The 22,766-nt window shown below is 69.6% G+C and carries 18 protein-coding genes, 1 tRNA gene and 1 riboswitch; of the genes, 9 read left to right on the forward strand and 10 right to left on the reverse strand.

Going from position 1 to position 22,766, the window contains the following annotated elements; translation table 11 throughout:
• The first annotated feature begins 11 nt into the window (after positions 1 to 11).
• A complete protein-coding gene (locus L632_RS0112620; RefSeq protein ID WP_028712100.1) occupies positions 12 to 497 on the forward strand; it encodes a HugZ family protein in 486 nt (161 codons plus the stop codon).
• Between the two features lie 39 nt (positions 498 to 536).
• Here the strand turns inward: L632_RS0112620 and L632_RS0112625 are convergent, their stop codons facing one another.
• Both L632_RS0112625 and L632_RS0112630 read right to left on the reverse strand, forming a co-directional pair.
• Complete coding sequence (locus L632_RS0112625; RefSeq protein ID WP_028716919.1) at positions 537 to 2,831, reverse strand: hypothetical protein; 2,295 nt, start codon at positions 2,829 to 2,831, stop codon at positions 537 to 539.
• A gap of 140 nt (positions 2,832 to 2,971) precedes the next feature.
• Positions 2,972 to 4,564, reverse strand: a complete 1,593-nt coding sequence (locus L632_RS0112630) for a lysine--tRNA ligase (RefSeq protein WP_028712102.1) — start codon at positions 4,562 to 4,564, stop codon at positions 2,972 to 2,974.
• Between the two features lie 89 nt (positions 4,565 to 4,653).
• On the opposite strand from L632_RS0112630, the gene L632_RS0112635 reads away from it, so the two are divergent.
• Positions 4,654 to 5,076 carry a tellurite resistance TerB family protein gene (locus L632_RS0112635; RefSeq protein WP_028712103.1) on the forward strand — a complete coding sequence of 141 codons (423 nt, stop codon included), beginning with the start codon at positions 4,654 to 4,656 and terminating at the stop codon, positions 5,074 to 5,076.
• Here the strand turns inward: L632_RS0112635 and L632_RS0112640 are convergent.
• From L632_RS0112640 to L632_RS0112670, 7 genes are all read right to left on the reverse strand, one after another.
• Positions 5,073 to 6,524: a D-alanyl-D-alanine carboxypeptidase gene (locus tag L632_RS0112640; protein WP_028712104.1), complete on the reverse strand. Its 1,452-nt coding sequence runs from the start codon at positions 6,522 to 6,524 to the stop codon at positions 5,073 to 5,075. The genes L632_RS0112635 and L632_RS0112640 overlap by 4 nt on opposite strands.
• Positions 6,521 to 7,126 carry a nicotinate-nucleotide adenylyltransferase gene (locus L632_RS0112645; RefSeq protein WP_028716920.1) on the reverse strand — a complete coding sequence of 202 codons (606 nt, stop codon included), beginning with the start codon at positions 7,124 to 7,126 and terminating at the stop codon, positions 6,521 to 6,523. Before L632_RS0112645 ends, L632_RS0112640 begins: the two co-directional genes overlap by 4 nt.
• A 3-nt stretch (positions 7,127 to 7,129) precedes the next feature.
• Positions 7,130 to 8,797 (reverse strand): formate--tetrahydrofolate ligase, encoded by a 1,668-nt coding sequence (locus tag L632_RS0112650; RefSeq protein WP_028712106.1) that lies wholly within the window; start codon positions 8,795 to 8,797, stop codon positions 7,130 to 7,132.
• A gap of 68 nt (positions 8,798 to 8,865) precedes the next feature.
• On the reverse strand, positions 8,866 to 9,999 hold the full coding sequence (locus L632_RS0112655; protein WP_028712107.1) for an OpgC domain-containing protein: 1,134 nt from the start codon (positions 9,997 to 9,999) through the stop codon (positions 8,866 to 8,868).
• On the reverse strand, positions 9,996 to 12,134 hold the full coding sequence (gene mdoH, locus L632_RS0112660) for a glucans biosynthesis glucosyltransferase MdoH (protein ID WP_230378505.1): 2,139 nt from the start codon (positions 12,132 to 12,134) through the stop codon (positions 9,996 to 9,998). The genes L632_RS0112655 and mdoH overlap by 4 nt, the downstream gene beginning before the upstream one ends.
• Before the next feature lie 5 nt (positions 12,135 to 12,139).
• On the reverse strand, positions 12,140 to 13,693 hold the full coding sequence (locus tag L632_RS0112665) for a glucan biosynthesis protein (protein ID WP_232220976.1): 1,554 nt from the start codon (positions 13,691 to 13,693) through the stop codon (positions 12,140 to 12,142).
• A gap of 219 nt (positions 13,694 to 13,912) precedes the next feature.
• Entirely contained in the window at positions 13,913 to 14,797 is an 885-nt protein-coding gene (locus L632_RS0112670; RefSeq protein WP_028712110.1) for a hypothetical protein, read from the reverse strand.
• A gap of 129 nt (positions 14,798 to 14,926) precedes the next feature.
• Here L632_RS0112670 and L632_RS0112675 point away from each other — a divergent pair, with 129 nt between their 5' ends.
• The 4 genes from L632_RS0112675 (at position 14,927) to L632_RS0112690 (ending at position 17,552) form a co-directional block, all read left to right on the forward strand.
• Positions 14,927 to 15,316 (forward strand): hypothetical protein, encoded by a 390-nt coding sequence (locus tag L632_RS0112675; RefSeq protein WP_028712111.1) that lies wholly within the window; start codon positions 14,927 to 14,929, stop codon positions 15,314 to 15,316.
• 24 nt (positions 15,317 to 15,340) lie between these two features.
• Positions 15,341 to 16,003, forward strand: a complete 663-nt coding sequence (locus L632_RS0112680) for a response regulator transcription factor (RefSeq protein ID WP_028712112.1) — start codon at positions 15,341 to 15,343, stop codon at positions 16,001 to 16,003.
• Positions 16,000 to 17,340 carry a HAMP domain-containing sensor histidine kinase gene (locus tag L632_RS0112685; protein WP_028712113.1) on the forward strand — a complete coding sequence of 447 codons (1,341 nt, stop codon included), beginning with the start codon at positions 16,000 to 16,002 and terminating at the stop codon, positions 17,338 to 17,340. The genes L632_RS0112680 and L632_RS0112685 overlap by 4 nt, the downstream gene beginning before the upstream one ends.
• 124 nt (positions 17,341 to 17,464) lie before the next feature.
• Positions 17,465 to 17,552, forward strand: a tRNA-Ser gene (locus L632_RS0112690).
• 398 nt (positions 17,553 to 17,950) lie between these two features.
• On the opposite strand, the gene L632_RS0112695 is transcribed toward L632_RS0112690, so the two are convergent.
• Positions 17,951 to 18,148 (reverse strand): hypothetical protein, encoded by a 198-nt coding sequence (locus L632_RS0112695; RefSeq protein ID WP_028712114.1) that lies wholly within the window; start codon positions 18,146 to 18,148, stop codon positions 17,951 to 17,953.
• A gap of 524 nt (positions 18,149 to 18,672) precedes the next feature.
• A riboswitch (cobalamin riboswitch) is annotated at positions 18,673 to 18,887 on the forward strand.
• Between the two features lie 134 nt (positions 18,888 to 19,021).
• Between L632_RS0112695 and L632_RS0112700 the strand changes: the two genes are divergently transcribed.
• From L632_RS0112700 to L632_RS0112710, 3 genes are read left to right on the forward strand one after another with little or no spacing between them, the layout of a single operon-like run.
• The gene (locus L632_RS0112700) at positions 19,022 to 20,926 is read left to right on the forward strand and encodes a TonB-dependent siderophore receptor (protein ID WP_028716922.1); all 1,905 of its coding nucleotides are present in this window, start codon (positions 19,022 to 19,024) and stop codon (positions 20,924 to 20,926) included.
• A complete protein-coding gene (locus L632_RS0112705; protein ID WP_028712116.1) occupies positions 20,920 to 21,771 on the forward strand; it encodes an ABC transporter substrate-binding protein in 852 nt (283 codons plus the stop codon). Before L632_RS0112700 ends, L632_RS0112705 begins: the two co-directional genes overlap by 7 nt.
• Entirely contained in the window at positions 21,768 to 22,766 is a 999-nt protein-coding gene (locus L632_RS0112710) for an iron ABC transporter permease (RefSeq protein WP_028712117.1), read from the forward strand. Before L632_RS0112705 ends, L632_RS0112710 begins: the two co-directional genes overlap by 4 nt.

Below are 22,766 nucleotides of genomic sequence, written 5' to 3' on the forward strand. Positions count from 1 at the left end.
AGCATGGCGCCATGAAGATGGACCCGATTCGCGAAACCACCGACGAGGCCCGCGCCCTGGCCCGGCAATTGCTGGAGGGCGCGCGCCATGCCAGCCTCGGCACGCTCGACCCCAAGACGGGCGTGCCGCTGGTCACCCGCATCGCCTTGCAGACCGATGCGGACGGCACGCCGCTGGCCCTGCTGTCGGGACTGGCGGCGCATACCCGCGCGCTGGCGGCCGACCCGCGGGCCGGGCTGCTGATCGCGGCCGAAGCGGCCAAGGGCGACGCCATGACCCATGCGCGCCTGTCGGTCCTCGGCCGGGCCGTCCCCGCCGACCCGGACCAGGACCGCCGCGCCCGCTGGCTGGCGAAGGATCCCAAGGCCAGGGTCTATCTCGACCTGCCGGACTTCCGCTTCTGGCGCATTGAGCCGCTTTCGGGCCTGCTCAATGCCGGTTTCGGGCAGGCGTTCAGGCTCCGGCCGCCGGACATGCTGAAACCCCCGGCAGAGTGATCCGCCGGGGGCCTTGGGAGAAATCCTGAAAGGACCGCCTTAGTCCGGGTTGACCATCCGCGCCCGGATGCTGACCGCCCCCCGCGCCGCCGCGTTCCAGTTCAGCGCGATCTGGCGCTGGTTCGCCGCCAGTTGCGTCTGCACCCAGGGCATCTCGCTGATCCGGGCGTTGGCGGCATTGGTGATGGCGCTGGTCGCGACCACGGATTCGACATTGCGCACCCAGCCGTTGAAGGGCAGCGCCTTGTCCACGGTGATCAGCCAGCGATTCGAGGCCGTGGCCTGGCTGTGGGTGATGTCCACCGGGTTGGCGACATAGGTGTTCACGCCGTTGAACATGTTGCCTTGGAACTGGATGTTGCGCATCCGCTGATAGTTCAGGTCGGCAAAGGTGGTGTCCACCCGGTCGATGCGGGTGATCTTGTTGAACAGCGACTTGAACACATTGCCCATCACCGCCAGGCCGTGGATGAAATGACCGGTGCCGTAGGGCTTGACCACCAGCCAGTTGAAGCCCAGCGTCGTGTTCGAGGCGAGGAAGGTGTTCCCGGTGATGGTCAGCCCGCCGAAGGAATATTCCTCGCCCTCGAAATTCGGGCGGGGGTCGTGCTCGTTCGTCCACTCGATCGAGCAATTGTCGATGTAATTGCCGGTCACCGTGGTCTGCACATTGGTCTGGGTCAGGATCAGCCCGCCGAAGCGCACGCCGTTCTGGGCGTTGTCGCCCTGGAACCAGTGATTGCCCTCGATCATGTGGCCGCCGCCGTTCATCACCGCAAAATGCGCGAAGCGGATGAAGCGGCTGTGGCGGATCTTGGTGTCGTTGTTGTTGACGTTCAGCGCGACGGTGGTGCGGTTCTGCGCCAGATCGCTCATCTCGTTGGACAGGAACTCGCAGCGATCGACCAGCATCCCCTGGCAGGCCGAGCCGATCGAGGTGATGCCGCGATCCCTGGGCCGGGTGAAATAGCAGTCGCGGAAACAGTTCATGTTACCGGTCTTGGCCAGCATGACGCCGCTGGCATTGCCCTCCAGCAGAAACTCGATATCGTCGAAATTGAAGCGGCTGAGCTGCTCCATGTCCGAGAAATCAATGGCATAGCGATAGCGCGTGAAGGTATAGCTGCGCGTGCCCTGCCCGCCGTAAAGCGGCTGCGACAGCGTCAGCGTGCCGGCCGCCACGTTCCGGGCCATGACATAGACCTCGCGCCCGACGCCGTTGCCGCTGACGCGCGAGCCGACCTCGATATTGGCGATGTTGCCGACCGCGGAAAGCGTCAGCGACTGGCCGGGATTGTAGGTCGCGACCGAGTTCACCACCCGGCTGTCCCAGGCCGGGCCGGGCACGATGCTGATCTGGCCATTGGCGATGACCCGGCGGTTGGCAAAGCTGGTCATGCTCGGGGCCGAGCCGGAAATGGTGATCGGCTCGACCAGATGCACGTTGCGGCCGCACAGGTCCAGCATGGAATGGTCGGTAAAGCCCAGAAGCGCCTGCAGCGCGCGTTTCATCCCCTCGGTCTCATCGCCGAAGGCTGCGGCATAGGTCGGGTAGTCGAAGCTGCGCGTCAGCGCCAGCCGCGCCGCGCGCGGCATGGTCAGCGTGCCGACGAAGCGGACGGGCGCGGACAGGCTCAGGTCCGAGCCGATGAAATACCGGCCCTCGGGCACCAGCAGCTGACGCCCGGCGGCGGCCTGGTCGGCGGCGACAAAGGCGCCCCGGTCATTGGCCACGCCGTCGCCGATGGCGCCGAAATCGCGCACGTCGACCCAGTCCAGCATCCCCGGCACGAAGGCCGCCGTCACGTCCTCGATGACGATGCTCTCGATGCGGATCGAGCCGTTGTTGTCGCCGGTCAGGTCCAGGCCGAAATGGCCGAAGGTGGCATTGCGCCCCCAAGGCATGTCCACGCCCGCACGCCGGCCGGTGCCGACGATGGCCGAGACCTCGACCACCTGCCCATAGCCCGGCAGCGTGGCCGCGGGGCCCATCTGGGTCACGCCCGCGACATTCTCGCCCGCGGCATTGCCGGCGAAGGCGGCGATGCGCACCTGCGGCAGGTTGCCGGCGATGGCCTTCACCCGCGCCGAGACGCGCAGATAGCTGCCCGGATTGATCGGCGTGCGCTGCATGTAGCGGATGGATGTCACCGTCTCGAGCTTGAGGATTTCGAGACAACTGCCGAAATCCTCGTCCGCCGGGACGACCGCCGCGTTCGCCGCACCCGCCCAGGTCGGAGACCCGGCCCGGCCATCGGTCTGGGACCACTGATTCAGGCCCAGCCGGAAGGCGCGCGGCATCAACGACTGGTTGCCGATAATCGCAATGGTCATGCCAATTTCTCCCTATTCCAGATCATGCGAGGCAGATGCCCGCGCGGTCTGTCAGGACTCTGGCAATGTCGCGTTAACCGGTCGTTAACCATGCGCGCGCGGCAACACGGCCGCGCGCAACATGAGATTCCTGCGCAGGATCAGGCGGTTGCCTCACCCGCCAGTTCGCCGGCCAGTGCCCGCTCGATCAGCGCCCGCGTCTCGTCCACGCCGTAAAGCGCGATGAACCCGCCGAAGCGCGGCCCCTGATCGGCACCCAGCAGAACCTGGTAGAGCGCCTGGAACCAGTCCTTCATCGGCTCGAATCCGTGCTCGCGGCCGATGGCGAAGACCATGGTCTGCAGGGCCTCGGCATCCGCCGGCTGTTCCCAGGCGGCCAGCCGTCCGGCCAGATCCTCCAGCGCCCGGCGCTCGATCTCGGAAGGCTGGCGATAGGTCCGGGTCGGGGCGACGAAATCGTTGAAATAGCGCACGGCGAATTCCGCGGCCTGGTCCAGCGCCGGGTTGGTCTCGGGGCTGGCCTCGGGCGCATAGCGGCGGATGAAGCCCCAGAGCCCGGTCTTGTCCTTGGCCCCCGCCACCGAGGCGAGATTCAGCAGCATCTGGAACGGCACCACCATGTCCGATTCCGGCACCTTCCCGCCATGGATGTGCCAGACGGGGTTGGCCAACTGCTGCTCGACCGTCTGGTCGGGATAGGCGCGCAACTGCTGGTGGTATTCGTCCACCGCCTTGGGGATGACGTCGAAATACATCCGCTTCGCGGTCTTGGGCTTCTGGAACATGAAATAGCTCAGGCTCTCGGTCGCCGCATAGGTCAGCCATTCGTCGATGGACAGGCCGTTGCCCTTGGACTTGCTGATCTTCTGACCGTGCTGGTCCAGGAACAGCTCATAGGTGAAATGCTCGGGCGGCCGGCCGCCCAGGATCTTGCAGATGCCGTCATAGATCGGCGTATTGGTGCTGTGATCCTTGCCATACATCTCGAAATCGACATCCAGCGCCGCCCAGCGGGCGCCGAAATCCGGCTTCCACTGCAGCTTCACATGGCCGCCGGTGACCGGCAGGGTCAGCTCCTGCCCGTCCTCGTCGTCGAAGGTGATGGTGCCGGCTTTCGCATCGACATGCTTGATCGGCACGTAAAGCACCTTGCCGGTCTTGGGGCTGATCGGCAGGAAGCAGGAATAGGTCTGCTGGCGTTCCTCGCGCAAGCTGGCCAGCATCACTTCCATGATGGCGTCGTATTTCTCGGCCGCTTTCAGCAGCGTCTCGTCGAACTGGCCCGACTTGTAGAATTCGGTCGCGCTGATGAACTCGTATTCGAAACCGAAAGTGTCCAGGAAGCGGCGCAGCATGGCGTTGTTATGCCCGCCGAAGCTGTCATATTCGCCGAACGGGTCCGGGACGGTGGTCAGCGGCTCCTGCAGGTGCTGGCGCAGCATCTCCTGCTGGGGCACGTTGTCGGGCACCTTGCGCATGCCGTCCATGTCGTCGGAAAAGCAGAACAGCCGCGTCGGGATGTCCGAGATGATCTCGAAGGCGCGGCGCACCATGGTCGTGCGCGCCACCTCGCCGAAGGTGCCGATATGCGGCAGGCCCGAGGGGCCGTAGCCGGTTTCGAACAGCACATAGCCCTTTTCGGGGTCCTTCTTCTCATAGCGTTTCAGCACGCGGCGAGCCTCCTCGAAAGGCCAGGCCTTGGATTTCATCGCGGCGTCACGCAGGGCGGTCATTTTCGGGTCTCCATTGGCTCGGAACTTCCCCGTATTGAAACGCTGGCGGATGGTCAATAATTACCCCCGGAAACGCAAGGAGAAATGCCATGACCGACAGCCTGCCCTCGTTCTCGCCCTGCGACGCGCTGGTCGCGGTCATGGTGGCGGTCTCGGCCTCGGACCAGAACCCGCGCACCGCCGAACTGCTGGCCATCGAACGCGCGGTGAACCATACCCCGGTCTTTGCCGATTACGACATCGACCGCATCCGCGCCGTGTCGCAGACCGTGGTGACGCTGTTCGAGGAAGAGGACGGGCTGGACGCCCTCTTCGGCCTGGTCCGCGACGCGCTGCCGGAAAAGCTCTATGACACCGCCTATGTGCTCGCTTGCGACGTGGCAGCCTCGGATGGACGGCTGGGCGAGATCGAGGCCGAGATGCTGGCCGAGATCCGCGACCAGCTCGATATCGAGCGCCTGCACGCCGCGGCCATCGAACTGGCGGCCCGCGCCCGGCACCGCCTGCTCTAGGGCCTGCCCTCAAGCTCGGGCGCGGCCGTGGCGATCGCCGGGGCGCCGAACTCGCCGACCCAGCCCTCGATCAGCGCCTGCTGCAGGGTCTTGGAGCGTTTGGTCCAGCCCGTGACGCCTTCGGGCAGCTCCTGCCCCTCGCTGGCCGCGCGGCGCGGCTCGTCGCCGGTCAGGATGGCGAAGGCCAGTTCCCGCCCGCCCGGGCGCTGCGCATAGCCGGCCAGGTTCGAGACGAAGTTCAAGGTGCCGGTCTTGGCCTCGACGGCGATGTCGCTTTGCTTGCGCTTGCCCTGCGCGTCCCGCAGCGGGATCGTCTTCATCAGCCCGCGCAGCCCCCGCGCCGCGCCCGGCCCGGCGACCAGCTGCGCCAGCACGCGCGCCGTGACGCGGTTCCGGGGCGACAGGCCGGAATGGTCGTGAAAGGCGAAGTCGCCGGCGATCCCCTGCCCGCGCAGCCAGTCCGCCATGGAAGCGGCCGAGACCGCCGTATCGCCCGCCCGGCTGGCGGCCAGCCCGATCACCTCGGCGGTCAGGTTGGTGGAATATTCCATCATGTCGCGCACGATCCGGCGCAGCTCGGGGCTTTCGTGGCGCGCGATCTCGACCCCCTCGGGCAGGATCTCGATCACCTCAGGATTGGGCAGCGCCAGCCCGCGCGCCCGGCACAGGGTCTGGAACACGTCCCCCGCATAAAGCTCGGGGCGGCGGACCGGCAGCCAGCGGCTGCCGGACTTGCCGAGGCTGCGCCGCGCGATGGTCCAGCTCTCCAGCTTGCCCGCCTCATAGGTGAACAGCGGCAGGGCCCGGTCCACCGCGGCGACGGAGGCCGTATAGGCCCGCGGCGACAGCTTGCGGCCCCGCGCCTGCAGGGACAGCTGATAGCCCTTGTCGCCGCGCCGCCAGTCCAGATGCACGCGGTTGAAGTTCAGGATCATCCCCGAGATCGAGGGGTTGTAGGGCAGATGCTCGTCCTGCGCCGGGTCCAGCCGGCCGATGCGCGGCAGCGCCCCGCCCCAGACGGCAAGGGCGGTCGGCGCCGCGCGGCCCGCGGCCTGCTCGTCCGCGACGGTTGCCGCGGCCAGGGCGTCCAGCGCATCCGTGTCCAGCACCGGATCGCCGCCGCCCGCCAGGATCAGCGTGTTGCCGGCGCGAATGACCCGGGTCGCGAAACGGTGCCCCTCGCCCAGCCGGTCCAGCGCGTAAAGCGCCGTCACCGCCTTCAGCGTGCTGGCCGGCGCCATCGGCCGGTCCGCCTGCCGTTCGGCCATGAGCTGGCCCGAGGCGGGATCGATCACCGCCCAGCCCACCGCGCCGCCCAGGCCGGCCCCGGCCACCAGCGCCTCGGCGTCGAAGCCGGCGGGCGCCACCTGCTGCGCCGCCGCCATGCGGGGCGCCAGCGCCAGCAGCCCCAGCCCGGCCATGAAGCCACGCCGCGTCCATCCGTTCATGCGCGTCCTTTCGGCCCCAGCGCGCGGATCGCGGTGGAGCTCAGCTTGTTCAGCGGCAGGTTTATCATCGCCCAGGCCGGCGGCCTAGCGCGCGCGAGTTCACGGGCGCGCGACTCGGGCAGCCGCGCGCGCCACAGCATCCGCGCCGCGCGCGAGAACCGCGCCGGCATCCGCCAGCCCGGCCGCGCGATCACGCCGATCGGCACCCGCGCGGCGATGTCCTGCCAGCGGTCCCAGCGGTCGAACTGCACCAGGTTGTCCGCCCCCATCAGCCAGACGAAGCGCACGCCGGGATAAAGCCGTTGCAGCGCGGCGATGGTGTCGCGGGTCATGCGGGTGCCCAGCCGCGCCTCGATGCCGGTGACCTCGACCCTGGGATCGCGCATGATCCGCCGCGCCCGCGCGATGCGTTCGTCCAGCGGCGCCGGGCCGTGCGGCTTGAGGGGGTTGCCGGGGCTGACCAGCCACCAGATCCGGTCGAGGCCGAAGCGGCGCAGCGCCTCCTCGGTGATATGCGCATGGCCTTCATGCGCCGGATCGAACGAGCCGCCCAGAAGACCGACCGTCATCCCCGGCCGGGCGATGGGAAAGCCTGCCCGCATGCCCTAGAACAGGCCCTGCACATGGCCGTCGGCATCGATCCCCACCCGCAGGGCCGAGGGCTCGCGCGGCAGGCCGGGCATGGTCATGATGTCGCCGCAGATCGCCACCACGAAACCCGCCCCTGCGGCCAGCCGCACCTCGCGCACCGGGATGGTAAAGCCCTCGGGCGCGCCAAGCGCCGCCGGATCGGCGGAAAAGGAATATTGCGTCTTGGCCATGCAGACCGGCAGATGGCCGTGGCCCGCCGCCTGCCATTCCTCCAGCCGCTCGATGATATGCGGCAGGAACTCGACCTGGCCCGCGCGATAGATCCGGCGGCAGATGGTCTCGATCTTCCCGGCCAGCGGCATGTCGTCGGGATAGAGCGGCGCGAAATCCGCGCCCCCCTCGGCCAGCGCGACCACGGCGCGGGCCAGGTCCTCGGCGCCCTTGCCGCCCTCGGCCCAGTGCCGGCACAGCACCGCCTGCACGCCCTGCGCGCGGCAATAATCGGCCAGCGCCGCGATCTCGGCCTCGGTATCGCCGGCGAAATGGTTGATCGCCACCACCACCGGCAGGCCGAAGCGGCGCAGGTTCTCGATATGCCGGCCCAGATTGGCGCAGCCCGCGCGCAGCGCCGCGACGTCCTCGGTCCCCAGATCGGCGCGGGCGGCGCCGCCGTTCATCTTCAGCGCCCGCACGGTCGCCACCAGCACCGTCGCGTCGGGCTGCAGCCCGGCCAGACGGCACTTGATGTTCAGGAATTTCTCGGCCCCCAGATCGGCGCCGAAGCCGGCCTCGGTCACGACGTAATCCGACAGCGCCAGCGCCGTGCGCGTCGCCATGACCGAGTTGCAGCCATGCGCGATATTGGCGAAGGGCCCGCCATGGACGAAGGCCGGGTTGTTCTCCAGCGTCTGCACCAGGTTCGGCTGCAGGGCGTCGCGCAGCAGCACCGTCATCGCCCCCTCGGCCCCCAGGTCGCGCGCCGTCACCGGCCTGCGCTCGAAGGTCTGGCCGATGACGATGCGGCCCAGCCGCGCCTGCAGGTCGGCCAGGTCCGAAGCAAGGCACAGGATCGCCATCACCTCGGAGGCGACGGTGATGTCGAAGCCGCATTCGCGCGGCACGCCATTGGCCGGCCCGCCAAGCGCCACCACGATCTGCCGCAGCACCCGGTCGTTCATGTCCATGACCCGCCGCCAGGTCACCCGCCGCGGGTCGATGCGCAGCGCGTTGCCCCAGTGGATATGGTTGTCGATCATCGCCGCCAGCAGGTTGTGCGCGCTGGTCACCGCGTGGAAATCGCCGGTAAAATGCAGGTTCATGTCTTCCATCGGCACGATCTGCGCATGGCCGCCGCCGGCCGCCCCGCCCTTCATGCCGAAATTCGGCCCCAGGCTCGCCTCGCGGATGCAGACCGTCGCCCGCTTGCCGATCCGGTTCAACCCGTCGCCCAGACCGACCGTGGTCGTGGTCTTGCCCTCGCCCGCCGGCGTCGGGTTGATCGCGGTGACCAGGATCAGCCGGCCCCGGGGCCGCCCGGCCAGCGCGGCGACGGCCTCATGCGAAACCTTGGCCTTGTCATGGCCATAGGGCAGGAAATCGGCCTCGGCCAGGCCCAGCCGGCCGGCGATCTGCGCGATGGGCAGTTTCCGCGCCTCGCGGGCGATCTGGATATCCGATTTCATGATCCCTCCTCGGTTTGCGCGGACAGTTGAGCGGCTTGCGCCGGGCGAAGCAAGCCCCCGCCGCCGCCTTAGCGCAGTCCCAGCCGCGCCTGCAGGGGCGGCAGCCAGCCCTCGCGGCGCATCCAGACCGCCGCGATGGCCCAGAAGGCGGTGACCAGCCAGATGTCGATGCCGAGCCGCAGCCAGAAATTCAGCGGCCCGGCCGGAGCCGTCATGTCCAGCGCGTCGCCCCAGATCGACAGCATCACGCAGACGATGAACGAGAACAGCCCGCCGCGCCCGATCTCGGCCAGCGCCACACCCGGCGCGGTCGCGGCCATCCAGGCGAAGGGCCGCGCCAAGGGCACCGCCACGATCCAGCTGGCCGCCAGAATGGCGGTGAAGCGCATGAAATCCAGCGACCACTTGTCGATGCCGCCGGTGATCTGGCGCAGGACCTGGCTGACCGGCTTGGCGGGCGCGCCGATCTTCCAGGCGATCACGATGGTCAGGCCGAACAGCAGCACGCCGGCCGAGATCCAGGTCAGCAGGGCCGAATGCCGGCGCAGCACCGGCATGATGCGGTCGCGGAAGGCGCCCATGGCCACGCCGGCAAAGAACAGCATCTGCCAGCCGAAGGGGTTGAACAGCAGCCCCGGACCCGGGCGCTGGTTCGGGATCAGCGCGTTCAGCGGCTGGGCGAAGATCCAGACCACCACCGAGACCGCCATGGCGAGCCAGGGCCAGCGCAGCATGAAGGGCACCGTCACCGGCACGGTGGCGATCAGCAGCACGTAAAGCGCCAGCACGTCCAGCAGGTTGGGCTGCATCCACATCAGCGCCACGGTGGCGACATAGCCGATGGGATGCTCGACGATCCAGCGCGCGTATTGGAACCAGACCGCGGTATGGTTCATCTGCAGCTTGAACAGCAGCGCCGAGAACAGCGCCAGCAGGATCGCCCCGGCGATCAGCGCCAGCCAGACCTGCGCGGCGCGGCGCAGGAAGCGGAGCTGCGCGGTGCGGCGGCCTTGACGCGCCTCGACCTTGACCCAGACCATGCCGACCAGGAAGCCCGACAGCAGCACGAACAGCTCGGCCGCGTCGAAGACGGCGAAATTGGTCAGCGTCAGCTTGCGCAGCACGCCGATCGGCATGTGGTCCAGCATGATGCAGACCAGCGCATAGCCGCGCAGCATGTCCAGGGCGACGATACGGTTCATTGCGGCAGCCTTGCGAAGGCCTCGATCAGCGCGCGGTTCTCGATCAGCGCCAATTGCTCGGCCGGGCTGAGAAAGCTCAGCGCCTGGGCCTGAGAGCCGGCATGACCGATCTTGGCCTCGGCCGAGATCGCGTCCAGCCGCTCGGCGATGGGGGTGCGCGGCGCCTCGGGCAGCAGCGCCATGATGCGGGCGCGAAGCGCCGGGTCGCGGCCCAGCTGGCCCAGCCCCTCGCGCGGCAGCATGCCGCCGATGCGGAAGTCCAGCGCATTGGCGGCGGTCAGCAGTTCGGGCGGCTCGCGCTCTTCGGGGGTGACCAGCAGGCCCTGCCGGCGCGCCCAGCGGCCGAAGACCGGGCTTGCGGACCAGCGCGAGGTCAGCGGCGACAGGATCAGCCCGGCCAAGATCGGCGACAGCCAGACCAGCTGCCAGGGCGCCAGGAAGGCCAGCACCAGAAGCGTCGCGGTGCCGGTGACGACATGGATGGCATGGCGGCGCAGCACCACGCGCCAGGGCGGCATCTGCCCGGCGCGGACCTGCGCCTCCCAGCCGGAATCGCGGCCGCGCAGGATCTCGGCGATCTGCCGGGTCTGGATCAGCATCTGCACCGGCGCGATCAGAGCCGAAAGCACGATCTCGAACATGGCCGAGGCCAGAAGCCGCACGTTGCCGCCCGAATCCTTGGCCAGCGGCCGCAGCCAGGCGCGAAAGATGGCGATGAATTTCGGCACCAGCAGGAAGGACATGGCGGCGACGAACAGCCACAGCATCCGCACCGGGTCGAAGGTCGGCCAGGTCGGGAACAGCTGATAGGTCTGCGGGAAGTAATCCGGCCGCGACAGCAGCACGTTGGCCGAAAGCGCAAGGCCGACGAGGATCATCGCCAGCCAGATCGGCGACATCAGAAAGCCGAGCATGCCGATGACGAAATGCACCCGGCTGATCCAGGCGAAGCCGCGCGAGAAGATCAGCCGCGCATGCTGCAGGTTGCCCTGCGCCCAGCGGCGCTCGCGCACGGCCATGTCCAGCAGCGTGGGCGGGCAGCCCTCGAAGCTCTGGCGCAGGTCGTGGTCCAGCCGCACCTTCCAGCCGGCGCGGCGCAGCAGAGCGGCCTCGACGAAGTCGTGGCTCAGGATGGTGCCGCCGAAGGGCGGCTTGCCGGGCAGCTCCGGCAGCCCGCAGCATTGCGCGAAGGCGGCGACCCGGATGATGGCGTTATGGCCCCAGAAATTGCCGCTGTCGCCCGACCAGGCGGACACGCCGCGGGCGATGGCAGGCCCATAGATGCGGCCGGCGAATTGCGTCAGCCGGGCAAAGATGGTCTGGCCGCCGACCAGCATGGGCATGGTCTGGATCAGGCCGATGGCCGGGTCGGCATTCATCCGCGCCGACAGCGTCTTGATCGTCGCGGCGCCCAGGATGCTGTCGGCGTCCAGCACCACCATCTGGTCGTAGCGCCCGCCCCAGCGGCGCACGAATTCGCCGACATTCCCCGCCTTGCGGCCGGTATTGCTGCGGCGGCGCCGATACCAGACCGGCACCGGCGAGATGTCGCGCAGCCGGCTGACCGCCGCCATCTCCTCGAAGACGGCGCCCGGCTCGCGGCTGTCCGAGAGCACGAAGATCTCGGCCCGCCCGGCCAGCCCGACGCGATAGAGGTCGCGCGCCAGGGCGGCCAGCAGCCCGGTCGTGGCCGCCGCGTTCTCGTGATAGACCGGCATGATCACGGCGATCCTGGCCTCGTTCGGCCCGTCGGGCGTGCGCAGCCGCCGCGCGAAAAGCCCGGCGAGCATCGAGGCGAAGGAAAAGCCGACCCAGGTGAAGGTCAGCGCGAACAGCACCAGCAGCACCGATTGCAGCCAGGTCGTGCTGGTGCCGAAGGTCAGCACCATCTGCCGCCAGCCCATCCAGGCGATCGCCGCCGCGCCGCCGAAGGCCACCAGCCGCGCCGCGACGGTGCCGGGCGAAGGCCAGCGGCTGTCCGGTCCCTGCGGCGGGCGGCCGCGGAAATCCTGCTCGGGCATCTCCAGCGGCGCCTCGGGCGGCGTCGCCGGCCCCTCGGGCTGCGGCAGGTCCAGCGCCTCCCAGCTCTCCTCCGCCGCAAGGGGCAGCGGGCCGGGGCTGTATGTCGCGCTCACCCTGCTCACTCGCGGGTCCAACGGGCGATCCAGGTTTCGCTGAGCGGCCCGTTGGGGCCGTTCAGCACCGCCGAGAGATCGGCCAGCCTGGCGCCCTCGGGCAGGTATTCGAAGGCCAGCCGCATCCGCCCCTGTTCGGGCAGGCGCAGCAGATAGCTGTGGCCGATGCGGCCGGCCGAGGCGCGCAGCTGCGGCACCGGGTCCTCCGAGCCGAAGAGATCCAGATCGAAATCGACGATATAGGTCCGGGCATTGGCATTGTTGACCGCCTTGCCCGACATCGTCTCGATCACGCGGGAAATCGGCGCCCGGTCAGGCACTTCCGCCGCAAAGGTAAGAATGTAGTCGAAATCGTAGCGATTGCCCTTGCGCAGCGTGTCGGCCGGCTGCCAGAACGAGACGATGTTGTCGTTGAACTCGTTCTCGACCGGGATCTCGACCAGCGTGACCGTGCCCTTGCCCCAGTCGTCCTGCGGCGCGATCCAGGCCGAGGGCCGCTTTTCATAGCGCGCCTCGGCATCCTTGTAGGATTCGAAGTCGCGCGCCCGCTGCGCAAGGCCGAAGCCCAGCGGATCATTGTCCATGAAGGCCGAGATCTGCAGCGTGCTGTGCCCCGACAGCACCCGCCACAGCCGCTGCTCGCTGCCGGTCAGCATTTGCAGCCCGTCGCTGTCATGCACGGCGGGGCGGTAATCGTCCACGCGCGACCGGTCGGTCGGCCCGAACCAATACATCGAGGTCAGCGGCGCGATGCCGACATTGCGCATGTCCTGGCGCGGGAACAGCGCCACCCGGGTGTTGAACACCGTCTCGGCGCCGGGAATGATGCGGAACTGGAAGGCGCCCGAGACCGAGCGGCTGTCCAGGAGCGCATGGACAAGCACCGAGCGGTCCTGCGAGGCGGGCTTGTGGATCCAGAAGCCGCGGAACAGCGGGAACTCCTCGCCCTCGGCGCTGCCGGTGCCGATGGCCAGCCCGCGCGCCGACAGCCCGTAAAGCGTGCCGCGGGCCACGGCGCGGAAATAGCTCGCCCCCTGAAAGACCGCGATCTCGTCCATGACGTCGGGGCGGTTCAGCGGCGCGCGCAGGCGAAATCCCGACCAGCCCATGCTGCCCAGCGTCTCGTAATCCACGCCGTCGGGGAATTGCGCCGGGTCGAAGTCGAACATGTGCGGATCGAAGCGCACCGGGATCACCACGCCTTCGTCGACCAGGCTGATATCCACCGGCTCGTGGAAGATGGCGCCGGGCGGCAGCAGGTCCAGCGCGAAGTCGCGGCTGCCGGCCCAGGGGTCGCGGTCGCGGCGGAAGCGGATGCCGCGATACTGGTCATAGGTCAGGTTAGCGAAACTGCCGACCAGCTCGGCATCGCGATACTCATAGGGCTTGGCGGCCAGGTCCCGGGCCATCTCCACCACGTTCTCGAAGCCGAAGGGCGCGGCCTCCTCGACCGTCTCGACCGGCTCGACCGGCTCGGCGGCGGGTTCCGGCGGGGCTTCGGGGCTTTCCTGCGCCAGGGCCGCCCCCAGCGAGGAAGACAGCGCGCTGACGGCCGTCATGGCCGCTCCGGCAGAGATGACAAATTCGCGACGACGCATCGACCGACCCCATTCTTCGGGCGGAAAAGCCCGGAAATTCCGGGGGGATTTCGCATTGCCGCGCGGATCAGGCAAGCCTTTTCGCGTCGAAAGGCAGGCTCTTGCCGAGAGTTGATCGAAAACGCGCGGGAAAGGGCCGCGCCGGAAAGCCCGCGCGGCCCGTCTTGCCCGTATCCTGCCTTAACGGTTGATTTCCCGCATCACCTGTCCGCGCGGGTTCAGTTCGACCGCGACCGGCTCGCCTTCGGGGTTCACGGCCAGGGCCACGACGCGCGGACCGTCCTGCATGATCTCGCCGATGCGGCTGTAGCCGGCCGAGGTCAGCGCCATGCGCAGTTCGCCCCGGTCAAGCTGGACGGGGGACAGCGCACCCTGCTGCTGCGGCGCGGGCGCCTCGGGCGCGGTCCCGGCGGGCGCCGGCGGCATGTCGCGGCCCGGGGCGGGCCGTTCGCCGCCGCGATCCCCGCGCGGGCCCTGGTGCCGGTCGCGATGACCCTCGCGCCGGTCATGGCCGCGGTGATGGAAGCCCTTGTCCCGCCGGTCGTCATGGCGCTTGCCATGCCGTTCGCCGCGATCGGCATCGCCGCGGCCAAAGCGCAGCAGCGTGCCGTCCTGGGCAAAGGCGGCGCGGACCTTGTTCTTGTCGCCGTCCCGGCCCGCCAGCATCACGCCGCGCTCGCCCGAGAACACCGCCTGCAGGGTGCCCAACTCGCCGAAGACCGCGCTGTCGCGCACGGCTTGCGGCACGAGCTGATCGATCAGCGCCTGCGGCAGGGCGGCCTCGCCACGGGCGCGCAGGCCGCGCAGCTGGCCTTCGGCGTCCAGCATGGCATCGATCTGCGTGCCGTCGGCCAGCTTGCCCTCGATCCTTGTGCTGCCGCGCGGTCCGCGCTTGCTGGTCACGTCGCCAAGCCCCGCATCCTGCAGCGCCTGCGGCAGGGCCACCGGGGCCTGCGCCTCGGCGGCGGGCGGTGCCGCCGGCGGCGTCTCCTGCGCAAGCACCGGCGCCGACAGCACGGCCAGCAGCGCCGAAAGCGCGATCGAGGTCGAGAATGTTCTGCTCATCTCTGGTTCCTTCCTTCTCGGGGCATCTTCAGCGGCCCCGGACGAATCGGTTGATAGCCGCCGCCCGACCAACCGAATGCCAACGACCCGTTTGGCTTTCGTTTGGATTTCGCCCATTAGATAGGGGCGATGAACCGTATGCGCATCCTGTCCCTGCCCCTTGCCGCCGTGCTGGCCCTGCCGGCGCTTGCCGAGGAGCGCCACGACCGCGGCCCGCCATGGCCCGAGGACTGGGCGCCCGAGTTCGAAAGCCTGGAGCGGCGCGATCTCCGCATCCTGCCGCTGCACCGCGCCGCCGAGATCGTCGCCGAACGGTTCCGCGGCCGGCTGATCGCCGCGCGCATCGTGCCGCCCCGCCCCGAGGAGCGCGCCCGCGGCGTGGTGCTGGTGCACGAGCTGCGCCTGCTGACGCCGAAACGCGACGTGCTGCTGATCCGGCTGGACGCGCATCGCGGCGATTTCCTGGAAGTGGCGGGGGCCGGGCTGACCGATGCCCGCCGGAAGGGTCCGAAACCATGAAGTGCCTGCCATGAAATGCCTGCCATGAAATGCCTGATCGTCGAGGATGACCCGACGCTGTCCTCGCAGCTGGCCGCCGCCATGCGCGACGGCGGCTTTGCCTGCGACATCGCCGCCGACGGCACGCAGGGCGAGTTCCTCGGCTCGACCGAGACCTATGACCTGGCGATTCTCGACCTCGGCCTGCCCGGCCTGCCCGGCATCGAGGTGCTGACCCGCTGGCGCGAGGGCGGCGTGACCATGCCGGTGCTGATCCTGACCGCGCGCGGCGACTGGACCGACAAGGTGGCGGGGTTCCGCGCCGGCGCGGACGATTACGCGGTGAAGCCCTTCCGGCTGGAAGAGGTGGTGATCCGCGCCCAGACCCTGGTGCGCCGCGCCGCCGGCCATGCGCAGGCGGTGATCAAGGCCGGGCCGCTGCGGCTCGACACCCAGCTGGGGGTCATCACCCGCAACGGGCTGGCGCTGAAGCTGACCGCATTCGAGACCCGCATCCTCGCCTATCTGATCCATCACCAGAACCGCGTGGTCAGCCGCAGCGAGCTGTCGGATCACCTCTACGATTCCGCCGCCGACCGCGACTTCAAGTCCATCGAGGTGGTGATCGGCCGGCTGCGCAGGAAGATCGGCGACGGGCTGATCGAGACCCGGCGCGGCGAGGGCTATGTGCTGAGGACCGACGCTTGATCCTGCCGCGCGATTCGATCCGCGCCCGGCTGATCGGGCTGGCGGCGCTGCTGACCGGGGTGGCACTGGTCGCGGGCTATCTGGCCATCGCCGCGATCCTCGAGGATTTCATCACCGGCCGCTTCGACGCCGAGACCGAGGCGGTGGCCGACGCGCTGATCGCGGGCGCCACGATCGGCGCCGACGGCCGGCTGGCGGCCGGTCCCGCGCCCGCCGATCCACGATTCGAGATGCCGCTTTCGGGCTGGTTCTGGCAATTGACCCAGGACGGCCAGGTGGTGGCGAAATCGCCCTCGCTCTTCGACAATGTGCTGAACCCGCCCGAGGCGGATTTTCAGGGCGGCCCCGGCCTTGGCCCCGCGGGCGAGCCGTTGCGGGTGGCGCGCCACGCCTTCACCCTGCCCGATTCCGCCTCGGCGCTGGCCGTGACCGTCACCGCGCCGCGGGCCGAGATCGACGCCGCCATGGCGCGGCTGCGCCGGCCGCTGGCGGTCTCGCTCGCCGTGCTGGGGCTGGCGCTGGCGCTGGCCAGCCTTCTGCAGGTGGCGGCGGGGCTGCGCAGTCTCGACCGGCTCGGCCGCGACCTCCGCGACATCCGCGCCGGCCGGGCCGAGGCGCTGCCCCTGCCCGGCGTGGCCGAGCTGCGCCCCGTGGCCGCCGAGATCAACGGGCTGCTGGAACAGAACCGCGCCGTCCTCGCCCGCTCGCGCGAGCATGTCGGCAACCTGGCGCATTCGCTCAAGACGCCGCTGGCGGCGCTGGACAATGCCCTGCCGGCCGATCATCCCGGCCATGCGCTGATCGCGCGCATGGACCGGCAGATCGGCTGGCATCTGCGCCGTGCCCGCAGTTCGGCCGCGCCGCGCCTGCTGGGCCAGCATACTCCGGTCGTCCCGGTGATCCGGGACATCCTGCTGGTGCTGGGCGGCCCGATCCGCGAGGCGGGCTTGCAGGTCGAGATCCGGGCCGAAGCGGACCCCGCCTTCGCCGGCGAGCGGCAGGATCTTGAGGAGATGATCGGCAACCTGGTCGAGAACGCGGTGAAATGGGCCTCGCGCCGGGTCCGCATCACCGCCCTTTCCGAGGGCGAGCGGCTGCGCCTGCTGATCGAGGATGACGGGCCCGGCATGTCGGATGCGGATCACGCGCGGGCCCTGACCCGCGGCGCCCGTCTGGACGAGGCCGGCCCGCCCGGCAGCGGGCTCGGCCTAGCCATCGTCGCCGACCTTGCGGCGTTGCACGGCGGCAGGCTGGCGCTTGAGCGTTCGGCCCTGGGCGGGCTTTGCGCGGCCCTGTGCCTGCCGGGCATTCCGGCTTTGCCGAAGGGGGCGCGCTAGCACGCCGCATCCGGGCCGACGCGCAGGCTTGACTTCCGGTTTCATGTCGGGTCTGTGAACGTCGCAAGCGGCAAGCCGTTGCCATGCCTTGCCCGGCAGGAGCGCCGGCCTGGGGGCTTGATGCGGATGGATGGCCGAGTGGTTTAAGGCACTGGTCTTGAAAACCAGCGAATCGAAAGGTTCCGTGGGTTCGAATCCCACTCCATCCGCCACAATCAATTGATATTTATAAGAAAAATCGCTATCAAGCGGCATACCCGCCATCATGCCCGCCTTTATCTCTGCGGTTGGCTGCTGCCGAGTGCGGTCGTGAGTGATGCGGATGCGCCACGCGCTGGAATGGATCAGAGCTAGCCCCTGCCCCGCCCGCGATCTGTCGCAGGGCCGTGAGCGCACCAGGACGGTTGCCCGTGCCGGCTGCTTTCGATCTGCCCGGCTGCGATCCAGTTCATCACCGTGCGGCGCGTCACGCCCATCCCCACCTTCAGCCAGCGAATCTGACCGACGCCGCCGATCCGGCCTGCCGTGCCGAGATGGACGGGGCCGGGTGCACGACCCCGAAACGCCAAAGGCAGCCCGGAGGCTGCCTTGCAGCGTCGGTGGCGACGCTTCACTCGGCCGCGAAGCTGGTGGCGAACTGTCCGCACCAGTCGTTCGACTTGACGACCGGCCAATAGCCCCTGGTATCCGCATCCTTCTGGGTGACCGGCGGGTTGGCGCGGCACAGGCCGGAATCCGAAAGCGTGCTGGCGGAGTTGGCGACGTGATCCTCATAGAACGCGCAGGCGTTGCAAGCGGTCTTTGCCATGTTTGTTTCTCCTGGCTGGCTGGCTGGGTCCTGTGGTGGCTGGCTGGCTTTCCGCTGGCTGGCGACCTTGAGCCGGATATAGAGAGGGATTCGCGGAAGGTCAATAAATAATCTAGCAAAAACATATAGTTGACAGAATTCCTCGGTGACATTTTCCTGATGCGAACTGTCGGGTTCGGATTTTGCGTCCCGTGGAAAACGCTCAGGAATGGACGGCGCGCCCGTGCCATCCGCGGCCGGCGCCCCGGCCGCGCCCTCCGGCGGTGGCGAGGTTCTCGGGCCGGCGCGGAACCCGCGGCGGCTTCCCGATTCCGGCCCCCTTTTCCGGCAGGCGGCGCCTTCCCGCGCCGCAGGCGGGCGGGTTCCGCCGGTTCCATCCCGCAGCAGGCAGAGGGGCACCGATCCCTCCGGCACCAAAGCGTCCTTGCCCCCGCGGCGCGCTTCAGCGGCCGGTTCCACCCGGCGGATTGTCGCGGCCGCGCGGCGGCACCGGATTGGCGCTTGACAGCCCGCGGCGCCCTGCGGCAATGCAAGGCCGCTACGGTTCCGGCGCCATGCCGGATGAAAAGGGAACACCGGTGCGCCCGCCGGCCGCAAGACGGCCAGGGCAAGGCCGGGGCTGCCCCCGCAACTGTATGCGGTGAGCGAAGGCCGCAGGCGCCACTGGGCAACCCCCGGGAAGGCCGGCCCGAGCAACGATCCGCAAGCCAGGAGACCTGCCGCAGCGATCACCCATTTCCGGCGCGGGGCGCGCCCGGGAAGCGGCCGTTCCGCAGAGGTGACAGTCGCCGTCCCGCGGCCGGGCTGTCGGGCCTGTCCGCAGGGCAGTTCTGCAAATCGCGGGGCCGGGCCCCGTGCTGGAAAGGCTTTGGAATGTTCAGAACCCCGGTCTCCCTGCTGGCCGCCGCCGCCCTGCTCCTTCCGGCCGCCGCCACGGGCCAGGAGAGCCAGGCGCCCGTCATGCTCGACCCCGTGATCCTGTCGGGCGGCCTGTCGCCGGTCGCCGAAAGCGCCTATGGCCGCGCCCACAGCATCCTGACCGCCGGGGATCTGCAAGAGCGCGGCTTCGTCACCGTCCAGGACGCGCTGCGCGACCTGCCCGGCCTGGCCGTGACCTCGACCGGCGAGACCCTGACCAAGGTCCGCATCCGCGGCGGCGAAGCCAATCACGTGCTGGTGCTGATCGACGGGGTCGAGGCCAATGCCCCCGGCAGCGGCGACTATGTGTTCGGCGGCCTGCTGACCGAGGATGTCGAGCGCATCGAGGTGCTGCGCGGCCCGCAATCGACGATCTACGGCGCCAATGCCGCCGCCGGGGTGATCGCGATCACCACCCGCCGCGCCTCGGCCCCGGGGCTGAGCTATGGCGGTGGGGTCGAGATCGGCGGTCAGGGCACCCGCGCCGCCAGCGCCCATCTTCGCGCCATGGGCGCGCGCGGCCAGATCAGCCTCTCGGCCGCGACGCGCCATACCGATGGCGAGGACGCCTCGCGCACGCCGGGCGGCGATACCGAGTTCAACGAGCGCGACAGCCTGACCCTCGGCGGCTCCTACGACATCAGCGAGGCGGTGACCGCCGGCTTCACCCTGCGGCGCAGCTGGCAGGAATACGGCTATGACGAATCGGTGTCCTTCGTCGCCTCGCCCGACGAATACCTGCGGGACGAGCCATGGACCGCCCACCGGGACGAGACTTACGGCTCGCTCTGGCTCGAAGCCGAGGCGCTGGGGGGTCGGCTGCTGAACCGCTTCGCCCTTTCGGGCAGCAACCAGGCCACCGCGCATTTCTACGACGGCCGGCCGGATTACGACGACGCCTCGCGGCTGCGGGATCTCAGATATACCGGCACATGGGCGCTTGATGGCGGCGATGCCCGCAACTCGGCGCAGAAGCTGAACGTCGCGCTGCAGAAGAAACGAGATATCTACGAGGCCTCCTTCGCACCGGGCGGCCGGTATGAGCGTGATACGAGATCGGCCGCGCTGGAATATCAGGGCCGGTTCGACAACGGGATCGGCATCCAGGCCGGCCTGCGGCGCGATTTCAACGAGGATTTCCGCAACGCCACCACCTGGAACATCGCCGGCGCGTGGCAAATGCCCGACCGCGACCTGCGCCTGCGCGCGGCCGCCGGCAAGGCCATCGTCAACCCCACCATGTTCGAGCTTTACGGCTATACGCCCGGCACCTATCGCGGCAACCCGGACCTCTCGCCCGAGACCAGCCGCGGCTATGAGATCGGCGCCGATCTGGGCTTTGCCGGCGGAAGGGGCCAGTTGGGAGCCACGCTGTTCACCAGCAAGGTCGAGGACATGATCGCCGGGGCCGGGGAAACCTCGACCAACATCGCCGGCACCAGCACCCGCAAGGGGTTCGAGCTGGAACTGGATCTGCAGGCAAGCGACCGGCTGCGCTTCGGCGCGAACTATACCTATGCCGATGCGCAGACCGCGGAAGGCGAGCCCATCGCCGGCCAGCCCCGCCACCTGCTGGGGCTGCGTGCCACGGCCGGCTTCGCGCAGGGCCGCGGCTCGGTCACCGCCGATCTGCGCTATGTCGCGGGCAACTACGGCACGGAATGGTTCCGCAACTGGACCCCGCCCACCACCGAACTGCCGGATTACGTGACCGTGAACCTGGCCGCCGGCTATGACCTGACCGGAAATGTCCGGCTGACCGGCCGGGTGGTGAACCTGTTCGACAGGGACTATTCCGAGGCCTGGGGCTATTACGGCCAGGGCCGCACCCTCTATGCCGGGGTGACGGCGCAATGGTAGGGCGGCTCGGCCTTGCCGCCTGCCTGCTGGCCGGCCTGGCCCTGCCCGGCTTCCTGCAGCCCGCCGCGGCCGATCCGCCGCGCCGGGTGCTGTCGATGAACCTCTGCACCGACCAGCTGGCCATGCTGCTGGCGGCGCCGGGGCAACTGGTCTCGGTCTCGTATCTGGCGCGGGATCCGACCGCCTCGGCCATGGCCGAGGAGGCCGCGCGCCTGCCCGTCAATCACGGCCTGGCCGAAGAGATCGTCCTGATGCGGCCCGATCTGGTGCTGGCCGGCGGCTGGACCGCATCGGGGACGATCCGGCTGTTGCAGCGGCTGGACGTCCCGGTCGAGGTCTTCCCGGTCGAGACCGACATTGCCGGCATCCGCGCCAATATCCGCCGCATGGGCGAGGTGCTGGGCCGCGAGGCGGCGGCCGAGGCGCTGCTGGCGCGTTTCGACGCCGATCTGGCGCGGCTGGCCGATGCCCCGCCCGCCCCCCGCCCGCGCGCCGCGCTTTACGCGGTGAACGGCTACAGCTCTGGCTCGGCCACCCTGGCCGGTCAGATCGTGGCGCTGGCCGGCTTCGACAATGTCGCGGACGAGCTGGGCCTGCCCGCGGGCGGGGTGCTGGCGCTGGAAACCCTGCTGCTTTCCGACCCCGACCTGCTGGTCGAGGGCCGCCGCTACCCGGGCCACGCCCGCGGGCAGGAGGTGCTGGACCACCCGGCGCTGAAGGCGCTGACCGCCGACAGGCCCGCCGAGGTCATGGCCGATCCCGACTGGGTCTGCGGCACCCCCTTCATCCTGCGCGCCGTGGCCCAGCTGCGCGCCGCGCGCCTGGCCCTGCGAGAGGCGCGATGAGCGGGCCGCGCTATCCGCTGCTGATCGCCGCGCTTTCGGCGCTGGTGGCAGTGCTGTTTCTGGCATCGCTGCTGACCGGCCCGGCCGGGATCGGCGTGGGCCGGAGCCTCGCCGCGCTGTTCGGCGGGGGCGACGGGACGCTTGCCCTGATCATGCGCGAGCTGCGGCTGCCCCGCGCCATTCTCGGCCTGCTGGTCGGCGCGGCGCTGGGAATGTCGGGCGCGGTGCTGCAGGGCTTCTTGCGCAACCCGCTGGCCGAGCCGGGGCTGATCGGCACCAGCGCCTCGGCGGCGCTGGGGGCGGTGCTGGCGATCCAGACCGGGCTGTCGGCGGCCTTTCCGCTGGGCCTGCCGCTGGCGGCGCTGGCGGGCGCGGCGCTGTCGGTGCTGCTGGTGCTGGCGCTGGCCGGGCCGCGCGGCGGCACGCTGGCGCTGATCCTGGCCGGCATCGCCATCTCGGCGCTGGCCGGTGCCGGGACCTCGCTGGTGCTGAACCTGTCGCCCAATCCCTTCGCCGCCAACGAGATCGTGTTCTGGATGATGGGCTCGCTGGCGGATCGCTCGATGCTGCATGTCTGGATCGCGGCGCCGTTCATGGGCTTGGGCTTCGCGGTGCTCTGGCCCACGCGCGGGGCGCTTCAGGCGCTGACGCTGGGCGAGGATGCGGCGGCCTCCAGCGGCGTGCATCTGGGGCGGCTGCGGCTGATGCTGGTCGCGGGCATCGCCGCGCTGATCGGCAGCGCCACGGCGGTCGCGGGCACCGTGGGCTTCGTCGGGTTGGTGGTGCCGCATGTGCTGCGCCGCGCCGTCGGCGCCAGCCCGGCGCGGCTGGTCCCCGCCGCGGCGCTGGGGGGCGCGGCCACGGTGCTGGCCGCCGACATCGCCGTGCGGCTGATTGCCCCGGGCCGCGACCTGAAGCTTGGGGTGCTGACGGCGCTGGTCGGCGCGCCCTTCTTCCTGCACCTGATCCTGAAAACCCGGCGCGAGGGGCTGTGA

The organism is Paracoccus sp. J39 (assembly GCF_000518925.1).
Classification (GTDB): domain Bacteria; phylum Pseudomonadota; class Alphaproteobacteria; order Rhodobacterales; family Rhodobacteraceae; genus Paracoccus.